The organism is Delftia sp. Cs1-4 (assembly GCF_000214395.1).
Taxonomy (GTDB): Bacteria; Pseudomonadota; Gammaproteobacteria; order Burkholderiales; family Burkholderiaceae_C; genus Comamonas; species Comamonas acidovorans.
The window spans coordinates 3431943-3446802 of sequence record NC_015563.1; the positions used below are offsets into that span (position 1 = coordinate 3431943).

Genomic DNA, 14860 nt, shown 5'->3' on the forward strand with positions numbered 1-14860 from the left:
GGGGGCACCGCCTGCAAGGACGCGTATTGTCAAGAAAATTTGCTAACGTATGTAGCATCTTCTTGCAATAAGTAATTCTTCTATGTTCCAGTCCCTGCGTGCGCGACTCATCGCGCTCAGCGTGGCCATCGTCACCGTGGCCATGCTGGCCCTGGCCATTGCCAACTTCCTCACGGTGCAGCGCCATGTGCTGTCCACCCTCGACGACCAGAGCCGCCAGCTCGTGAACGCCCAGGCCCAGGTTCTGGGCGAATGGGTGGCGACCAAGCGCCTGCTGACCCATACCCTGGCGCAGGCGGTCGATACGCCGGACCCGCGTGCCGTGGTCCAGGCGCTGCGCGACGGCGGCGGCTTCTCCGACGCCTATTTCGGCTACACCGACAAGCGCATGTTCTTCCTCAACGAGATGGCTGCCGACTACGACGTGACGGCCCGTCCCTGGTTCAGGCAGGCGCTGAAGGAAGGCCGGCCCATCGTGACGGCGCCCTATCTGTTTGTCTCTCCTCCCGAAGTGGGCGTGACCTTTGCCGAGCCCGTGGGCCCGGCCGGCAATCCCGTCGCCGTGGTCGGCACCGACGTGCTGCTGACCACCGTGGTGCGCACCGTGGGCGCCATCCGGCCCACGCCGGGCAGCTTTGCCTTCTTGGTGGATGAGGCGGGCGCCATCGTCACCCATCCCGATCCGGCACTCACGCTCAAGCCCGTCTCCGCGCTTTCGCCCCAGTTGCGTGCCGACGCCATCCAGGCCCTGCCCAAGGAGGACACCGGCATGCGCACGGCCGTCGGCGGCAAGGACTTCCTGCTCTACGGCCAGGGCGTGCCCGGCACGAACTGGCAACTGGTGGTGGCCGTGCAGCGCGACGAGGCGCTGTCCGCGCTGGGTTCGCTGCTCAAGGTGTCGGGCGCCATCGTTGCCATTTCGTTGATCCTGGCGATTGCGCTGCTGGGCGCCGTCATCGCCCGCGTCACGCGCCGGCTGGCCGTGGTGCGCGATGCGCTGGAAGACATCGCCTCGGGTGACGGCGATCTCACGCGCCGCCTGTCGGTGCAAGGCAATGACGAACTGACGCAGATCGCACGCGCGTTCAACCACTTCACCGACAAGATCGCCTCGGTGCTGGTGCGCATCCGGGAATCGTCCGAGACCGTGCGCCATGCCTCCACCGAAATCGCCAGCGGCAACCAGGACCTGTCGGCGCGCACCGAGCAGCAGGCCAGCTCGCTGGAGGAAACGGCTGCCGCCATGGAGCAGCTCACGGCCACCGTGCAGCACAACGCCGAGAATGCGCGCCAGGCTCGCCAACTGGCCAGCAGCGCCTCGGACATCGCCACGCATGGCGGCACCGTGGTGGACCAGGTAGTGCGCACCATGGGCGGCATCGAGCAGTCCTCGCACCGCATCGCCGACATCATCGGCGTGATCGACTCCATTGCCTTCCAGACCAACATCCTGGCGCTGAACGCCGCCGTGGAAGCAGCCCGTGCCGGTGAGCAGGGCCGCGGCTTTGCCGTGGTGGCCTCCGAGGTGCGCACGCTGGCCCAGCGCAGCGCCACGGCCGCCAAGGAGATCAAGGCGCTGATCGACGATTCCGTGGGCCAGGTCGATGCCGGCAGCCGCCTGGTGCAGGACGCGGGCGCCACCATGGGCAAGGTGGTGGAAAGCGTGCAGCGCGTGACCGCCATCGTCACCGAGATCAGCAATGCCAGCCAGGAACAGAGCACGGGCATTGCCGAGATCGGCACCGCCGTCAGCCAGATGGACCAGTCCACCCAGCAGAACGCGGCCCTGGTCGAAGAGGCCACGGCCGCGGCGCAGTCGCTGCAGCAGCAGGCCGCGCAACTGGCGGACGTGGTGGCAGGCTTTCGGCTGGACAGCGAATCATCCCGGTCCAGGAGCATCGCCCTGCATAGATGAAATCGGCGCCGCACGGCAGGCAACCCACCGCCGTGCCCCATCGCCCTGCCCCGGCGGCGCCGGTCCGGTTACTGCAGCGCGATTGCGGCCTGCCGTACCAGCTTCTCCGTGCGAGGGACCTCGGTTTTGACGAACGCCTCGAAGTCGGCAACGCTGCCGCCACGGGCTTCGGCGCCGGTGGCCACCAGGCGCTCGCGGAACTCAGGGGTGTTCAGCAGCTTGTTGATCTCGGTGTTGAGCCGGGAGACCACGGCCGGCGGCGTGCCGTGGCTGGCCACGATTCCGTACCACGGGGCGATGTCAAAGCCTGGATAGCCTTGTTCGGCAATCGTCGGGATGTCCGGGGCCATGGCGGCGCGGCTTGCAGTCGATACGCCCAGGGCCCGCAGCTTGCCGGCCTTCACCTGGGGCAAGGCGGTCATGATGGTGTCGAAGTACAGGGAGACCTGGCCCGATATCAAGGCCGGGATGGCCTCGGCCGCACCCTTGTAGGGCACATGCACTATGTCGATGCCGGCGGCCTGGCGCAGGAACTCGCCAGCCATGTGCGAGGTCGTGCCGGCCCCGAAGGAGGCATAGGTCAGCTTGCCGGGGTTTGCCTTGGCATAGGCCACCATCTCAGCCAGCGTACTGAACGGCAGGGACGGGTTCGCCAGCAGCACATTGGGCGTGACCGCCACGATGGCCACCTTCTCGAAGGCGTCCGGGTTGTAGCTCAGCTTCTTGTACAGAAAACGGTTGGTGACCATGGAGGCCGGCCCGCTCATCAGCAGGGTGTAGCCGTCGCCCGGGGCCCGGGCCGCGGTGTCGCTGCCGATCATGGCGGCCGCACCCGGCTTGTTTTCCACCAGCACGGGCTGCCCCAATGAAGTGCTCAGTCCGGCGCCAACCTGCCGGCTCAAAAGATCCGTGGCGGACCCGGCCTGAAAGGGAACGACGATGCGAATGGGCTTGCTGGGCCAGGCGCCGGCCCCCTGGGCAGAGGCTTGAGCGGCAGCGACAAGGGCCAGGGCGGACAGCAGGGCCGTGGCCAGGGGAGTGCGGAGCGTTTGGAGAGGCATGGTCTTCATCAGGTTGGAGAGCAGGCATGGCGAAGGAACAGGTTCCGGCTGCCATGGGAAAATGCATAGATATTTAGATATTTGTATCCAATCATGCAAAAGACTAGCAAGCAATAATCGAACCAGCTCTAGGGAAAACCGCCTCTTGCCATTACCTGCACAGGCATGGCTGCGTGGAAACCGGCACAAACGGGGTCCCGGGAGGCGCAGGCAGGTCCCCGTAGAATCGGCGGGCCCCTGCCCTGGGCGAAAGACACCGGATAAACCATGCTGACCGACCGACGCGCCTCGTTTGACACTGTCCATGCCACGGCACAGGAAGAGGCCTACCAACACATCAAGCGCGGCATACGCACGGGCGAACTGCGCCCGGGCATGCGGCTGGCACCGGATGACATCGCGGCCGAAATTGGCACCAGCCGCATGCCCGTGCGCGAGGCGCTGAACCGCCTTGCCACGGAAGGGCTGATCGTCAACCGCCCCAACCGTGGCTCGGTGGTCCGGGTGCTGACCGAAAAAGAGGTGCGCGAGGTGTTCGCCATGCGTTCGGTGCTGGAGGGCCTGGCGGCCACCCTGGCGGCCGAGAACGTGACCACCAATGACATCCACGATCTGGAGCAATTGCTGCAGCGCATGCACCGCAGCGGCCTGAATGCATCGGAATGGATCACGGCGCACCGCCAGTTCCACGAGCGCCTGTGCACCATTGCCGACGCTCCCCAGCTGATGCGGCAGATCGCGTCCCTGCACTCGGTCTCCGAGCCCCTGATGCGGGTGTGGCTGGAGGGCAAGCCATCGACGGACTACGTGCACGACAGGCACGAAGAACTCATAGGCGCATTGAAGGCCAGGGATGGCGCAAAGGTGGAAGCCCTGATGCGCGCCCACATCCTGCGCACGCTTCCAGGCATCCTCCAGGCGAACCAGGCCGACTGAATCCGCACTGAAAGCCGCGCCGGCCCCTTCGCTGTCACGACAGCCTGGAGCCAGCGCGCAGGCTGCCGTCCGTCAGGAGCGGTTGGCGCCCATGGCGCAGCCGTCCTTTCGATGGTCGGATGCGCCGTGCAGTACGCCGTTGTCCCAATCCACCCGAATGGCCTGGGCGCCGCCGATGGCAGGATAGCCGGGCGCCACCAACTGGTAGCCCTGCTGCTCCAACGCCAGCGCGACATGCTGCGGCAAGGTGCTTTCGACCTCCACCTTGTCGGTGCCGGGAATGGGGAACAGCCGTGGCAGATCGCTGGCGGCCTGGATATCGCAGCCGTAGTCGATCACCTTGGACAGAAAGTGCGCATGGCCCATGGCCTGGTAGTGGCCACCCATGACGCCGAACACCAGCTCCACGCGGCCATCCTTCGTGGTCATGCCCGGGATGATGGTGTGCAGGGGCCGCTTGCCGGGCCCGATGCAATTGGGGTGGCCCTCAGTCAGTTCAAAGCTCTGGCCCCGGTTGTGCAGCAGCACGCCTGATTTGGGCGCCATCAGGCCGGAGCCGAAGGGGTGGAAGATCGAGTTGATGAAGCTGGCGCAGTTGCGATCCTTGTCCACCACCGAGATGTAGACCGTGTCCTTGTGCTCCGCTGCCGCATTGGTCGCCGGGGTCTTGAAATGCTCCGGGAACTCGCCGTTGCGCAGCTGGGCGGCCAGCTCCTGCGACAGCAGATAGTCGATGTCCACATCGGCAAAGCGCGGATCGGCCAGCAGCGCATCCCGCACCCGGTAGGCCATGCGCGTGGCATCGATCTCGGCCTTCAGCCGCTCGGCCGAGAGCGGGTCCGTGCCCGGCTCCAGTCCCTGCAGAATGTTCAGCAGCAGCAGGGCAATGATGCCTTGGCCCGGAGGGGGGCACTCGTGCACCACATGGTCTCGGAACCTGCTCTTGACCGGCTGCACGAACTCGCCACGATAGGTGGCGAAGTCCTCAAGCGTGTGCACGCCACCGAGGCTGCGCAGATAGGAGACGATGTCCTGCGCGACCTCCCCCTCGTAGAAGCCGGCACGGCCCTGCTCGGCGATTTTGCGCAAGGTGGCGCCCAACTGCGGCTGGCGGTGAACCGATCCGATGGCCGGTGCCTGGCCATCGACCAGCATGATGTCGCGCGCGGTGGTGGCGGCCAGCAGTTGCGTGTGCATGGCCCAGTCGGTGCCGGCGCGCGGCGCCACGGCATAGCCCTGCTCGGCGAAGCGGATGGCATCTTCCAGAAGGCGGCCCATGGGCAGCCGGCCGAACCGGTCCGTCAGGGCGACCCAGGCGTCCACGGCGCCAGGCACCGTGACCACGTAGGGCGACTGGCGGCGCAATTGCTTTTCCTCGCCCGAGGCAAGAACGGCCTTCAGGGAGGTGGCCTGGGGCGCCCAGCCGGCGCCGTTGTAGGCCGTGATCTGATCGGAGCCCTTTTCGCTGTACAGCGCAAAGCAGTCTCCTCCAATGCCGGTGGAGCCAGGCTCCACCACGCACTGGACCGCACAGGCCGCGACGGCGGCATCCATGGCGGTGCCGCCGGCCTCCAGGATGCGAACAGCGGCCTGGGTGGCGGCCGGGTGCGAGGTTGCCGCCATGCCGTGCGTGGACATGACGACGGAACGGCCAGGATTCTGGAAATTACGCATAACGGTTCTTCTTCCTTGTGTTGCTGGGACTTGGATTTCGGGCACTGAATGGGGGCCGGGAGGCTGCCAACGCTTCTTTCAGCGGACCGCCATCGACGCAGGGCGCGATGGCAGCCTCGAGATTACCGTATCCTGATATCTTTGTATCCAATTTTTCCAAAGATACCCAAGCAATCACCATGCCTGGATTGGCCGTACACAATGCACCATCAGAGTGCGCCCTGGACCCTGACAGCCAAACCTAGAATGACGACCGGGCTCCGCCCACCCCCAGAACCATCACCATGCCGCCACTTGCTACCCCCTCGCCCGATGCGGCACAGACCAGTGCCCACGAAGAGGCCTACCAACACCTTTCTCATGGCATCCGCATGGGGCTGCTGAAGCCGGGCGACAGGCTGGTGGCCGATGACATCGCCAACTCCATCGGCATGAGCCGCATGCCGGTCCGCGAGGCGTTGCGCCGGCTGACTGCGGAAGGCCTGTTGGTCATGCCGCCGAACCGGGGCGCGATCGTTCGGGAGCTTTCCGAGAGCGAGGTCATCGAGGTTTTCGAGATGCGTGCCGTGCTCGAAGGCCTGGCCGCAGCCATGGCCGCCAGGCGCTGCACCCAGGCGGATGTGGACGACCTGCAGGACCTGCTTTTGAAAATGAAGCGTTGCGAGAGTGACCAGTCGGAATGGATCACGGTGCACCGGCGCTTTCACGAGCGCTTTTGCCGCATCAGCGCAGCCCCGCGCCTGTGCGAGCAGATCTCGGCCCTGCATTCGGTGGTCGAGCCGCTGATGCGGATCTGGCTGGAAAACAACGAGCCCTCGCCGAAGTTGCAGGAGCACCACCAGCAACTGGTGGCCAGCCTGCAGGCCGGTGACCCGGATCGCATGGAGCGCGAAGTGCGCGCGCATGTGCGTGGAACGGTAGACAGCATCACGCAGGCCATGCGCAGACATCGGCCGCCCCAAGGCAAATCGCGCGCCAAGGCCTGACCAAGGCCTGGGCGATACGCCCTAGCCCCGCCTGTCCTTGAGGCGCGTCATGGAGCGGCGCGCCGCGGACAGGCTGCCGCGCCGGCCCAGCGAAAGCCCCGCGCCGGCATCCGGCAAGGCACCGCCAGCGGCCAATCGCTGCTGCGCCTCCAGCAGGCTGCGCAGGTCCGCCGCACGCTCCTGCGCCAGGGCGGCCGCATTCTGCGCGGTCTGCAGCTGGGAGTGCAGGCTCAGCTGCTCCTCCTCGCTCTTTTCATAGCGGCCTTGCAGCTCTGCAAGGCGGGTCGCGGCCTTGCGCTCCTGCTCGGTGGCTGTCTTGCGCGCAGCCGCCAGTTCCTGGCGTGCACGGTCCACTTCGTTGAGCATGTGGCGCTCATTGCCCGCGTATTGCTCGGCCATGCGCTGGCGCTCCAGCGCGGCGGACTGCATTTCCTCGCCATGCTTTTGCTGCAGCGCCTCGCGCTGGCGGGCCGCTTCGGCCAGCGCATCGCGCATTTCCTCAAGGCGCTCGTCGCGGTCCTGCAGCTGCTGCTGCATTTCATCCAGCCGGCGCGACAAGTCCTGCGACTGCGCCTGGGCCACTTGCAGGGCCTGGTCCATGGCCTCTTTCTGCGCCTGCATGGACGCCTCGCGCCGCGCCATTTGCTCTTGCTGCTCCTGCAGCTCGGCCTGCGTGGCCTGCGCCGCTTCCTCGCGCGATTGCAGCGCGGCGCGGGCGGCCTCCATGGCGGCTTCCTGGGCTGCATCCCAAAGCTGCTGGGCCAGGCGCTGAACGGGATCGGGCACGGACGAGGGCAGCAGCTCGCCCTGCCCTGCCGCCACGCCCAGGCGCTGGCCCAGAGTGGCAAACCAGGTCTCCAGCATCGGGCTGACGGTATTTGGTGAGCCTCGGCCGATTTGCTGGCGCACGCGCTCGATGGTCGGCCGCAGGCCCTGGGCGATCAAGGCGTCTGCCGCGGCCCAGACATCGGCTTCCTGCACGCCGCGGGTGGATGTTTTTTGCATATCGTGAACTATTTTCCAGATTACCAACGATAAGTGATTGTTATCGTGAGTTATTTTAATATTGCGTAATACATCATATGTGTCATGTATTAAATATTACATATGAAATTTTCATACAGTATGGATACGCACATTACACGGCTTTGCCCAGGCAAAAGGCCGCTGCAGCCTCTGGAAAGCCTGGAAACTGAACTTTGCATGGCCTGCACGGCCACAGGCTCCGCGGCGGGCGGCCATGCTGCGCCGGGCGACAATCCATGGATGCGCAACGGCCCCTTTTCGCTGATTCCCCAAGACCAGCCTCTGGAAGACACACAGCAAGGCAGCACCCTGCCCTCTGCGGGGCTGGAGCCTGCCGCCCAACAGGCCGTGCGCGAGTTGCTGCGCGAGGGCGAATCCACCAACACCAGAAACAGCTACCAGAGTGCGATGCGCTACTGGGCCGCCTGGCATGCGCTGCGTTTTGAGCGGCAGATGCAGCTGCCGCTGAATGTGCCCTGCGTGCTGCAATTCATCATCGACCACGCCCAGCGGCAGACCGGCGCGGGCCTGGCCAGTGAAATGCCGGCGCACATGGACCGCGCCCTGGTCGAGGCCGGATACAAGGCCCGCGAAGGCCCCCTGTCGCACAACACGCTGGTGCACCGCATGGCGGTGCTGTCCAAGGCCCATCAGGTGCACGGTTTGGCCAACCCTTGCCAGGACGGTGCGGTGTGCGAGCTGATGTCGCGCACGCGCAAGGCCTATGCGCGGCGCGGCGAGCAGCCCGCCAAAAAGGATGCGCTGACGCGCGACCTGCTGGAGCAATTGCTGCAGACCTGCGATGACAGCCTGCGCGGCCGCCGTGACCGCGCCCTGCTGCTGTTCGCCTGGTCCAGCGGCGGGCGCCGCCGCTCGGAGGTGGCCGGGGCCGACATGCGCCACCTGCGCGCCGTGGGGCCGCAGGAATTCATCTACACGCTGGCGCACTCCAAGACCAACCAGTCCGGGCGGGATGCGCCTGAGAACCACAAGCCCGTGACCGGGCGCGCGGCCCAGGCGCTGGCCGATTGGCTGCGTGCCGCCGCCATAGAGGAAGGGCCGATCTTCCGGCGCATCCGCAAGGGCGGCCATGTGGGCGAGCCCCTGTCGCCAGCGGCCGTGCGCGACATCGTGAAGCAGCGCTGCGCGCTGGCGGGCGTGGAGGGAGATTTCTCGGCGCATTCCCTGCGCTCGGGCTTTGTGACCGAGGCCGGGCGCCAGAACGTGCCCCTGCCCGACACCATGGCTCTGACGGGGCACAGCAGCGTCAATACGGTGCTGGGCTATTTTCGTGCGGATTCCGCGTTGAGCAACCGTGCGGCCCGCCTGCTCGATGCCGGCGACGACGATGCGGCCGCCGCCGCGCAAGGCAGCGGCCGGCCGCAGTCCTGAGCCGCTGGCTCAAAAGAGCTCAAAAGCTCAAAAAGCTCACTCCTGTACCGAGGTCCGCGTGCCGCTCAGGCCCAGCTTGCGCAGCAGCGTGGTGTCGGCTTCCACATCGGGGTTGCCGGTGACCAGCAGCTTGTCGCCATAGAAGATGGAGTTGGCGCCGGCCATGAAGCACAGGGCCTGCACGGCGTCGCCCAGCTGCTGCCGGCCCGCCGACAGGCGCACGCGCGCCGTGGGCATGGTGATGCGCGCCACCGCAATCACGCGCACGAAGTCCAGCGGATCGACAGGCTCGCTGTCCGCCAGCGGCGTGCCTGGCACGCGCACCAGGCTGTTGATGGGCACGGATTCGGGATGGGGGTTGAGATTGGCCAGTTGGGCGATCAGGCCCGCGCGGTGCACAGGAGCCTCGCCCATGCCGATGATGCCGCCGCAGCACACGCTGATGCCCGCGCCGCGCACGGCCTTGAGCGTGTCCAGGCGATCCTGGTACTGGCGCGTGCTGACCACGTCCTGGTAGTACTCGGGCGCGGTATCCAGGTTGTGGTTGTAGTAGTCCAGGCCCGCTTCGCGCAGCGACTGCGCCTGGTGCGGCTGGAGCATGCCCAGCGTGGCGCAGGTCTGCATGCCCAGACCCTTCACGGCGCCGATCAGCTCGTTCATCTTCTCGATGTCGCGGTCCTTGGGCGCGCGCCAGGCCGCGCCCATGCAAAAGCGCGTGGCACCCGCGTCCTTGGCGGCCTGGGCGGCCCGCGTGACTTCGTCCACGCTCATGAGCTTTTCCGCCTTGACGCCGGTATCGAACTCCGCCGCCTGCGGGCAGTAGCCGCAGTTCTCGGGGCAGCCTCCGGTCTTGACCGACAGCAGCGTGGCCAGCTCGATGTCGCCCGCAGGCCAGTGCTCGCGGTGCACGCTCTGGGCCTGGAACATCAGGTCCATGAAGGGCTTGTCCAGCAGTTCCTGGATGGCCTGCACGCTCCAGGCGCCTTCAAACGGCAGCGTGTCGCTTTTGGAGGGGCGTGCATGCCATTGCAGGGGGCTGCCGGCCGCAGGCTGTGCGGAGGTGGCGGAAGTCGTCGGGGTGGTGCTGCAGGCGGTCATCAAAAACTCCTCTGTGGGTCTGCTTTTTTCATTCTGATGAGCAAAAAAAGCCTTGGGAATGAAAAAGCCGGCTCCTTGGCAAAAATAGTTGCCCCATTTTCATGGCCTGCAAAAAGAGCGAACTTCGCTTATTTTTGAGCGATGTTCGCTGCGTTTTGGCAGAAGTTTTTCTGCCTGCATGCTTCATGCCGCAAGCGCGCAGCCATTGGCGGCCAACATCGCTCAATTGTCCGATGCAGGCCGAAAAAGATGTGCAAGCGGGCGCCGGCCTTGATTCCCAATACCTGCCAGATGCCTCTCCAAAACGACCACAATGGGTGCCCGCCGTCGTCGCCACGGCGGTTTTCATTGCCACGGCCCGTGCTTCCACCCGCTTTCCACCACTTTCCCCCGATTCGCTCCGATGTCCCTGCGCTCCCTGGAATTTCCCACCGATCACGGCCAACCGCTGCTGCTGTCGCGCGAGCAGCAGGCCATCCTGGCGCATGAGGGACGTTCGGCCATCGTGGCGGCGCTGGCAGGCGTGGGCAAGACGACCACGCTGGCCTGCAAGGTGGTTCAGGCCTGCCGCAGCGGCCAGGCCCAGCGCATCCTGGTGCTGGCCTATTCGCGCTCCGGCGTGGCGGCCTTTCACCACCGGCTCAAGCAACTGGTGCGCGAAGTGCCGCCCCAGGTACAGATCACCACGGTGGAGCGCTGGGCGGCCCAGCAGATCCGCCGCCGCGATCCTGCGGCCCGCTTTCTGGCCGACCGCGTGGCACTGCAGGCCCGTGTGCGCGAGGCACATGCCGCGCTGTGCGAGCGGCTGGCCTGGCAGCCCGACCCTTTGTTCGAGCAGCCCGGCGATCTGGATCTGGACGCCTTCTGGGATTTCAACCTCAGCGCCAAGAAGTCGTTGCTGCCCCAGCGCCTGGCCGAGGAAGGCATGGGACTGGCCAGTTTCTGCGAGGAGTATTTGCTCGACTATCGCATGGCCGGCCTGTTCTTCGAGTACGAGCGCCGCCGCATCGACCACTGCGGCGACCCGCTGTACTACGCCGAAGGCGACTGCAGCCATGCACTGGCCAGCGACGCCCTGCAGGGCCAGGCGCTGGACCTGCCGCGCTACGACCTGGTGGTGTTCGACGAGATGCATGACCTGGACCCGGCCTCGCTGCAACTGCTGCGCGCCCTGGTAGGAACCAGCGGCTGCGCCTTCCTGGGCGCAGGCGACTTCAACCAGCACATCGAGGCACAGGCCTGGTCCGTGTTCCGCGACAAACTCCACCAGCTCGATGACTTCCTGCCACAGGCCACGGCCACGCTGGCGCTGACCCAGTCGCGGCGCTTTGGCCCGCAGATCGCCAAGGCGGTCAATGCGCTGTTCAACGTTGGCCTGACTGCGGCGCCAACGCGCTTCAGCACCGTGCAGCAACTGCAGCACACCGATGACAGCCAGTGCATTGACCAGCTGCTGCAGATTCAGGCCGGTCTGGCGCGCGGCACGCCAACGGCGGCGCCGGGTGAGCCCCCGTCGCCCGGCGCGCGCAATCCCTCGCTGACCGTGATCCTGCGCCATGAGCAGGATGCCTGCGCGCTGGAATGGGCCATCCACCGCGCCGGCAAGTCCGCCAGCTTCTACGGCTTCAAGCGCTTTTACCTGCAGCGCGAGATTGCCCTGCTGCTGGGCCTTTGCTACGCACATGGCATGCAGGCGCTGTCATGGAAAGCCGAGGTCAGCGTGCTGGGCAGCGAGATCCTTGCGGCCTTTGTGGAAGGTGCGCTTTTCTACGGCAAGGGCAGCGTGGATGGTGCCGACATGGCCGATCCATCAAGCCGCCATACGCTGGCCCAGCGCATGGCGGGCGAGATGCAGCACAACCCGCAGATCATCTGGCGATTCCTGGGCAACCAGTCCAGCCTGCAGGGCGGGCAACGCAACTTCCAGGCCTTCGGCAGCTTTTTGCAGCTGCCCCTGGCGCTTCAGTCAGACGCGCGCAGCCTGCTGGAGCAGGCCGATGTCTGGGGCCTTTTTGCCGGCGTGGCCCTGTCGCAGGCCCAGACGGCGGCCTTGCGTCAGCGCGTGAAGGCTTTCATGGATTCCGTGGCTGGCATGGCCGTGCCCGACATGCTGGCCCAGGTGGCCGCCATGGCCACGCGCTTTGAACGAACCGTGCGGGCCGAGCGCGGCTTCGACTTTCATCTGAGCACCATCGAGGAAGCCAAGGGCAAGGAATACGAGCATGTCGCCCTGCCCTTCATGGAGCCTGGCCGCTTTCCGGCCTCGGCCCCGCACGCGCTGGCCTTTCTGGAGCGCAACCGCCTGTACGTGGCCATGACGCGCGCCCGAAAAAGGCTGTGGCTGCTGGAGCATGCCGAGCGGCGCGTCCAGCCTTTCGCCTGAAGGCATCTCAGCCCAGGGCGGCGATCACCTCGGCCGGCGCCTGCACCAGCTCGATCAGCACGCCCTCGCCAGCGATCGGAAACTCGTCATTGCTCTTGGGGTGCAGAAAGCAGATGTCGTAGCCGGCCGCGCCCTTGCGGATGCCGCCGGGCGCAAAGCGCACGCCCTGCTCCGTCAGCCACTGCACGGCCAGCGGCAGGTCGTCGATCCACAGGCCGATATGGTTCAGCGGCGTGGTGTGGACGGCGGGCTTCTTGTCGATGTCCAGCGGCTGCATGATGTCCACCTCGACCTTGTGCGCGCCCTGGCCCATGGCCAGGATGTCTTCGTCCACGTTCTCGCGCTCGCTCTGGAATGTGCCGGTCTGGGTCAGGCCCAGCATGTCCACCCACAGGCGCTTCATGCGCTGCTTGTCGGTGCCGCCGATGGCCACCTGCTGTATGCCCAGAACCCGGAAAGGACGCTGTTCGCTTGCCACTGTCTCACTCCTGTTGATTTATGAAGAATCACATTGTGGAGCCAATCCGCAAGGCCGCAGCCCATCGCACAGGCGGCTCAGAACTCCCCCAACATCCAGCCGCTGATCACCGCAAAGTACTCGCGCAGCCAGGCGTTGGCGCGGATGGTCACGGGCGTGGGCGCACCCACGGTGAAGGCCTGGCCGTAGCCGCTGCGCTCGGCTATCCAGCCGGCGCGCAGGGTGTGGAAGTCGCTGGTGACGATGGCGATTGCCGCCTGCGGCTCCACCCCGCGCGCCTGCAGCAGGGGCAGGCTCCAGGCCAGGTTCAGCGCCGTGCTGGTGCTGCGTTCCTCCATCAGCAGCCGCTCGGGCGGCAGGCCGTGGCGCTGCTGCAGATAGCGCGCCATGATGGCGCCCTCGCTCTCGCTTTCCCCAAAGTCCACTCCGCCGCTGGTGAGCACCAGCGCCTTGGGCTGGCGGGCGGCCAGCTCGGCAGCGCGGTCCAGCCGCTGGGCCAGCGTGAGCGACGGCTGGCCGTCACGCGTGGCACTGCCCAGCACCACGATGGCCTGCACCGGCTGTTCCGGTGGCAACTCGGACGAGGCGGACAGCAGGTGCGCCCAGAACACCAGCAGGCTGACCAGCCACATCGCCAACGCCGCCCAGCCCAGCCGCCAGGCGCGCCGCAGCCATGCACTGGCGCGCAGCCTGCGCGCAATGGCCGAGCGCCAGAAGCTGCAGGCCATGAACAGCAGTCCCAGCACCGCTGGCAGCGTCACACCCAGATTGAACATGCCGCGCGCCATCAGCACCACGGCATCGCCCAGCAGCACGGCGCCAGTGATCAGGCCCAGCCACTGCAAGGGCCCCAGCCGCCGGAAGCCCGCAACGGCGTTGCGTCCGGGCACTGGCCCGGGCGCGGGAGAGAGCTTGTGCAACAAGCGTCCTCAGTTCCAACGCTGGTTCGGGCCGCCGGCGCAGGACCACACGATCACGGGCTGGCCCGGCCGGGCATTGCCGCCTTCGATGTCCAGGCACTTGTTGGCAAAGCGACTACGGATCTGGCCACGGCTCCAGTCCCATTTCTGGTTGGGCTGGTTGCGACATTGCCACGCAATCACACGCGCACCATTGCGGGTGTTGCCATCGGCTACGTCCAGGCACAGGTCGCCCACGCGCATCTCGCCATCACGCGTCAACGTGAAACGCTGGTTCTCACCGCCGCTGCAGTGGTAGACGATGAGCCCATTGCCTGGTCGAAGACCTCCGGATATATCCAGGCACAGGCCGTTCTGGCCCCGCACCTCCCGTCCACCCCACGAGGGATAGCCGGGCTGCTGGCCCGGATAGCGGTCATCGTTCCACTGGTCGTCGCGGTCACGTTCGCGGTCCTTGTCGCGCTTGTTCGCCAAAATGGCGGCGCCGGCAATGGCTGCCACGGCGGCACCGGCGATCCATGCGCCCGTGTTGTCGCTCCCGCCTTCCTGGCCCTGCGCGCCCTGGGGCAGGCCACTCAGGATGCGGAAACGCCCGCCGCAGCCGCCCTTGACCCACATCTCCCGGCGGCCCAGGTCATAGCCCCAGTTCTGGTTGTAGCTGCAGTTGCCAGCCAAGGTCTCAACGAGTTGCACCTGCTGCGCATCGTCGGGCAGGCTGTAGGTCTGGTAGCGGCCATTGGACATGAGTTGCACCGTCTCTTCGCCTGCATGCGCAGGCAGAACCGGCAGGATGAAGCTGCTGGCCAGCAGGACGGAAATGCATTTCTTGATTTGCATGGGATTTCTCGGGCTGCGTTGATCTGAGGGGCGGCTACGCGCAGCAACCAGCCTTTTCTTTCAGGCCAAGAATGCAGCCACCGCCTCTTTCCAGGCTGTGGAGTTTAGCCAAGCAATTTGTAGGATTGCGCCAGATTCTGGCAAGGCTGGCTCA

General features: G+C 66.2%; 13 protein-coding genes. 5 read left to right on the forward strand and 8 right to left on the reverse strand.

What is annotated here, in order from left to right:
* Positions 1 to 82 precede the first annotated feature (82 nt).
* Positions 83 to 1915 carry a methyl-accepting chemotaxis protein gene (locus DELCS14_RS15070; RefSeq protein WP_013802416.1) on the forward strand — a complete coding sequence of 611 codons (1833 nt, stop codon included), beginning with the start codon at positions 83 to 85 and terminating at the stop codon, positions 1913 to 1915.
* 68 nt (positions 1916 to 1983) lie between these two features.
* On the opposite strand, the gene DELCS14_RS15075 is transcribed toward DELCS14_RS15070, so the two are convergent.
* Entirely contained in the window at positions 1984 to 2976 is a 993-nt protein-coding gene (locus DELCS14_RS15075) for a tripartite tricarboxylate transporter substrate binding protein (protein WP_013802417.1), read from the reverse strand.
* A 267-nt stretch (positions 2977 to 3243) separates the two neighbouring features.
* On the opposite strand from DELCS14_RS15075, the gene DELCS14_RS15080 reads away from it, so the two are divergent.
* Positions 3244 to 3912, forward strand: coding sequence for a GntR family transcriptional regulator (locus DELCS14_RS15080; RefSeq protein WP_012205610.1), 669 nt, complete (start codon positions 3244 to 3246; stop codon positions 3910 to 3912).
* 72 nt (positions 3913 to 3984) lie between these two features.
* Here the strand turns inward: DELCS14_RS15080 and DELCS14_RS15085 are convergent, their stop codons facing one another.
* Entirely contained in the window at positions 3985 to 5586 is a 1602-nt protein-coding gene (locus DELCS14_RS15085) for a gamma-glutamyltransferase family protein (protein ID WP_013802418.1), read from the reverse strand.
* 284 nt (positions 5587 to 5870) lie between these two features.
* On the opposite strand from DELCS14_RS15085, the gene DELCS14_RS15090 reads away from it, so the two are divergent.
* Positions 5871 to 6572, forward strand: a complete 702-nt coding sequence (locus DELCS14_RS15090; RefSeq protein ID WP_013802419.1) for a GntR family transcriptional regulator — start codon at positions 5871 to 5873, stop codon at positions 6570 to 6572.
* Between the two features lie 21 nt (positions 6573 to 6593).
* On the opposite strand, the gene DELCS14_RS15095 is transcribed toward DELCS14_RS15090, so the two are convergent.
* Positions 6594 to 7577, reverse strand: a complete 984-nt coding sequence (locus DELCS14_RS15095; protein WP_013802420.1) for a DNA-binding protein — start codon at positions 7575 to 7577, stop codon at positions 6594 to 6596.
* Between the two features lie 261 nt (positions 7578 to 7838).
* Between DELCS14_RS15095 and DELCS14_RS15100 the strand changes: the two genes are divergently transcribed.
* The gene (locus DELCS14_RS15100) at positions 7839 to 8990 is read left to right on the forward strand and encodes a site-specific integrase (RefSeq protein ID WP_043796768.1); all 1152 of its coding nucleotides are present in this window, start codon (positions 7839 to 7841) and stop codon (positions 8988 to 8990) included.
* Positions 8991 to 9026: 36 nt separating this feature from the next.
* Here DELCS14_RS15100 and bioB read toward each other — a convergent pair whose 3' ends face one another.
* Positions 9027 to 10088: a biotin synthase BioB gene (gene bioB, locus DELCS14_RS15105; RefSeq protein WP_012205605.1), complete on the reverse strand. Its 1062-nt coding sequence runs from the start codon at positions 10086 to 10088 to the stop codon at positions 9027 to 9029.
* Between the two features lie 28 nt (positions 10089 to 10116).
* A complete protein-coding gene (locus DELCS14_RS30600; RefSeq protein ID WP_143343436.1) occupies positions 10117 to 10443 on the reverse strand; it encodes a hypothetical protein in 327 nt (108 codons plus the stop codon).
* Between the two features lie 48 nt (positions 10444 to 10491).
* Here DELCS14_RS30600 and DELCS14_RS15110 point away from each other — a divergent pair, with 48 nt between their 5' ends.
* On the forward strand, positions 10492 to 12471 hold the full coding sequence (locus DELCS14_RS15110) for a UvrD-helicase domain-containing protein (RefSeq protein WP_013802422.1): 1980 nt from the start codon (positions 10492 to 10494) through the stop codon (positions 12469 to 12471).
* Between the two features lie 7 nt (positions 12472 to 12478).
* On the opposite strand, the gene DELCS14_RS15115 is transcribed toward DELCS14_RS15110, so the two are convergent.
* The 3 genes from DELCS14_RS15115 to DELCS14_RS15125 form a co-directional block, all read right to left on the reverse strand.
* Entirely contained in the window at positions 12479 to 12949 is a 471-nt protein-coding gene (locus DELCS14_RS15115; RefSeq protein ID WP_013802423.1) for a VOC family protein, read from the reverse strand.
* Between the two features lie 77 nt (positions 12950 to 13026).
* Positions 13027 to 13869 carry a YdcF family protein gene (locus DELCS14_RS15120; RefSeq protein WP_013802424.1) on the reverse strand — a complete coding sequence of 281 codons (843 nt, stop codon included), beginning with the start codon at positions 13867 to 13869 and terminating at the stop codon, positions 13027 to 13029.
* 9 nt (positions 13870 to 13878) lie between these two features.
* Complete coding sequence (locus DELCS14_RS15125; protein ID WP_013802425.1) at positions 13879 to 14706, reverse strand: lectin; 828 nt, start codon at positions 14704 to 14706, stop codon at positions 13879 to 13881.
* Positions 14707 to 14860 lie beyond the last annotated feature (154 nt).

Excerpts from the sequence above, each read along its gene's own strand:
- DELCS14_RS15070 (WP_013802416.1), top strand. The coding sequence starts at position 83 with ATGTTCCAGTCCCTGCGTGCGCGACTCATCGCGCTCAGCGTGGCCATC.
- DELCS14_RS15075 (WP_013802417.1), bottom strand. The coding sequence starts at position 2,976 with ATGCCTCTCCAAACGCTCCGCACTCCCCTGGCCACGGCCCTGCTGTCC.
- DELCS14_RS15080 (WP_012205610.1), top strand. The coding sequence starts at position 3,244 with ATGCTGACCGACCGACGCGCCTCGTTTGACACTGTCCATGCCACGGCA.
- DELCS14_RS15085 (WP_013802418.1), bottom strand. The coding sequence starts at position 5,586 with ATGCGTAATTTCCAGAATCCTGGCCGTTCCGTCGTCATGTCCACGCAC.
- DELCS14_RS15090 (WP_013802419.1), top strand. The coding sequence starts at position 5,871 with ATGCCGCCACTTGCTACCCCCTCGCCCGATGCGGCACAGACCAGTGCC.
- DELCS14_RS15095 (WP_013802420.1), bottom strand. The coding sequence starts at position 7,577 with ATGCAAAAAACATCCACCCGCGGCGTGCAGGAAGCCGATGTCTGGGCC.
- DELCS14_RS15100 (WP_043796768.1), top strand. The coding sequence starts at position 7,839 with ATGCGCAACGGCCCCTTTTCGCTGATTCCCCAAGACCAGCCTCTGGAA.
- bioB (WP_012205605.1), bottom strand. The coding sequence starts at position 10,088 with ATGACCGCCTGCAGCACCACCCCGACGACTTCCGCCACCTCCGCACAG.
- DELCS14_RS15110 (WP_013802422.1), top strand. The coding sequence starts at position 10,492 with ATGTCCCTGCGCTCCCTGGAATTTCCCACCGATCACGGCCAACCGCTG.
- DELCS14_RS15125 (WP_013802425.1), bottom strand. The coding sequence starts at position 14,706 with ATGCAAATCAAGAAATGCATTTCCGTCCTGCTGGCCAGCAGCTTCATC.